This window comes from Xanthomonas sp. SHU 199 (assembly GCF_000364665.1).
GTDB classification, from domain to species: Bacteria; Pseudomonadota; Gammaproteobacteria; order Xanthomonadales; family Xanthomonadaceae; genus Xanthomonas_A; species Xanthomonas_A sontii.
Genome location: NZ_AQOI01000395.1, coordinates 1 through 2,233, shown reverse-complemented (window position 1 = coordinate 2,233; position 2,233 = coordinate 1). Strand labels below are relative to the sequence as shown.

4 protein-coding genes are annotated in these 2,233 nt (G+C 71.2%); 3 read left to right on the top strand and 1 reads right to left on the bottom strand.

Translation table 11 applies throughout. The features are described 5' to 3' along the window. The 3 genes from D183_RS24710 to D183_RS0113145 form a co-directional block, all read left to right on the top strand. Positions 1–562, top strand: a 562-nt coding sequence (locus tag D183_RS24710) for a hypothetical protein (RefSeq protein ID WP_017909408.1), incomplete at its 5' end; no start/stop codon positions are given. Positions 563–655: 93 nt separating this feature from the next. After that, positions 656–913 carry an acyl-CoA-binding protein gene (locus D183_RS0113150; RefSeq protein ID WP_017909407.1) on the top strand — a complete coding sequence of 86 codons (258 nt, stop codon included), beginning with the start codon at positions 656–658 and terminating at the stop codon, positions 911–913. After that, a complete protein-coding gene (locus tag D183_RS0113145) occupies positions 913–1,539 on the top strand; it encodes a TetR/AcrR family transcriptional regulator (RefSeq protein WP_017909406.1) in 627 nt (208 codons plus the stop codon). The genes D183_RS0113150 and D183_RS0113145 overlap by 1 nt, the downstream gene beginning before the upstream one ends. A gap of 42 nt (positions 1,540–1,581) precedes the next feature. Here the strand turns inward: D183_RS0113145 and D183_RS0113140 are convergent, their stop codons facing one another. After that, positions 1,582–2,070 carry a GNAT family N-acetyltransferase gene (locus D183_RS0113140; protein ID WP_157835214.1) on the bottom strand — a complete coding sequence of 163 codons (489 nt, stop codon included), beginning with the start codon at positions 2,068–2,070 and terminating at the stop codon, positions 1,582–1,584. Positions 2,071–2,233: the final 163 nt, after the last annotated feature.

The following is a 2,233-nucleotide window of genomic DNA, read 5'->3' as shown; positions in this document are numbered from 1 at the left end:
CCCCGCCGATGCCGCACCGGCCGCGGCGCCTTCGCCCGTTCCCCCGAAGCCGGGGCCGGCACCGGCGGCGCCTCCGGCCGCGCCGCCATCGACCATCGCCCTGGCGCAGATCGACATCGCCGACGAAGTCGGCACCCTGCTCGCCCACGTCGCCCGCGTGGCGCGCAGCATTCGCCGCTACAGCGCCTACAGCCGCGGCCACAACGGCCCGGAGCCGGCCAGCGCGCGCTACGACCTGCACTGGCTCTCCGACTGCCTGCACAACCTGGACCAGGTCGGCCACGCCCTGGCGCGCAACAACATGGAAACCCTCACCGCCGCCTGCACCGAACTGCTGACCATGTACGAGCAGTACCTGCGCGACGGTTCCGGCTACAACAGCCGCGACACCTTCCAGCGGCTCAGCACGCAGGTGCCGCTGGCCGAAGTCACCGATGCGATCCGTTCCATCGCGGCCAAGGCCTCGCTGGCGCGACAGGCGCAGGCCGCGCACGAAGAGGCCGCGCATGCGCACGAACGCGTCGCCGACAGCCGCCAGGCCGACGCACTGTCGATGCTGTAACCGCGGCGTCCGCGCCGGCCACCGGCCGCGGCCCGCGTTGACCCGGCCTCCCGCCCGTGCTGTGATGCCTGCCGGTCAGGGCGGAGCGGGATCATGGCAGACAGCAAGGCAGCCTTCGAGAAAGCGGTCCAGGACATCAAGCAGCGGGCCGAGCGCCCCGACAACGACACCCTGTTGCGGCTGTACGCGCTGTACAAGCAAGGCTCGGAGGGCGACGTCAGCGGCGCCAAGCCGGGCTTCTTCGACTTCGTCGGCACCGCCAAGTACGAGGCCTGGGCCAAGCTCAAGGGCGTGCCGCAGGCGGAAGCGCAGAAGAAATACGTGGACCTGGTGAAGAAGCTGCTGGCCTGATGGCCCGCGACACCCGGCGGCGCATCCTCGAGACCGCCCTGGCGATGTTCAACGCGCAGGGCGAGCCGCACGTCACCACCAACCACATCGCCGACGAGCTGGAGATCAGCCCCGGCAACCTGTACTACCACTTCCGCAACAAGGACGACATCATCGAGCACCTGTTCGCGCGCTACGAGGAGCGCATGGACACGGCGCTGGCGCTGCCGAGCGCGCGCCTGCCGGGGCTGGAGGATATCTGGCTGCAGTTGCACCTGGTGTTCGAGTGCATCTGGGACTACCGCTTCCTGTACCGCGACCTGGTCGAGATCCTCAGCCGCAGCCGGCGCCTGCGCCTGCGCTTCGCGCGCATCCTGCGCCGTGCCGACGCCAGCGTGCAGGCGGTGTTCGAGGGACTGGCGCAGACCGGCGCGATGCGCGCCAGCGCCCAGGAACGCGGCGGCGTGGCCACCAACGTGCTGGTGGTGGCCACGTTCTGGCTCAACTATGCGGCCGCGCGCGGCGAGAAGGACGAGCAAGTGGCGATCCGCCACGGCATCGTGCAGGTGATGCAACTGATCGCGCCGTTCCTGCGCGACGCCGAACGCGCGCACCTGGCCGCGTTGATGGACGCCTATCTGGATTGAAGCGCCCTGCCCTGCGCGTAAGCACAGGCGGAGCGGTGCCGCTCAGTCGGCGGCGGCCTGCGCGGCTGGCCCGTCGAGTCGGTAGACCTTGCAGACCAGGCCCGGCGGGGTGCGGTAGGTGCGAAAGCCGATGGCCTCGTAGTACGCCTGCCCGAGCGCATTGTCGGCGGCGATGCTGGCGTCGATCTGCGCCAGCCCGGCGCTGCGCGCGGCCGCACAGGTGGCCCGGAACAGCGCGCTGCCGACCCCACGGCGCGCCGCGCGCGGATCGACGTGTGTGCCGATGATGCCCCAACCCTCGGCCACGTCGTAGGCATTGCCGGGACGCGCGATGCGCAGCGACTGGAAGCCGAGGACACGCCCGTCGGCGTCCTCGGCCAGCACGCACTGGAGACGATCGGGATGCTGCAGGTAGGTCGCGCGCACCGTCGCCAGATCGGTCGGCGCCTTGCGCAGGCCGGCCGCGAAGATCGCGTCCTGCACCGCGACCATCGCCTCGGCATCGTCAAGCGTGGCGGGCCGGATCTGCATGGTGTCGTCTCTCGTCAGGTCGTGGCCGGCGAGTATGCCCGAGCGTGGCCGGCCGCCATGCGTGCGGAGGCGCCGGGTCAGGCGCCAGCGCGACGACGACCAGTCACGCGCTTGGCCGGGCTGCGCTTGGCCGCCGCCGGCTTGGCGCCGCGCTTGCCCGTCG

Coding starts and splice junctions, on each gene's coding strand:
- D183_RS0113140 (WP_157835214.1), bottom strand. CDS start 2,070: ATGCAGATCCGGCCCGCCACGCTTGACGATGCCGAGGCGATGGTCGCG.
- D183_RS0113150 (WP_017909407.1), top strand. CDS start 656: ATGGCAGACAGCAAGGCAGCCTTCGAGAAAGCGGTCCAGGACATCAAG.
- D183_RS0113145 (WP_017909406.1), top strand. CDS start 913: ATGGCCCGCGACACCCGGCGGCGCATCCTCGAGACCGCCCTGGCGATG.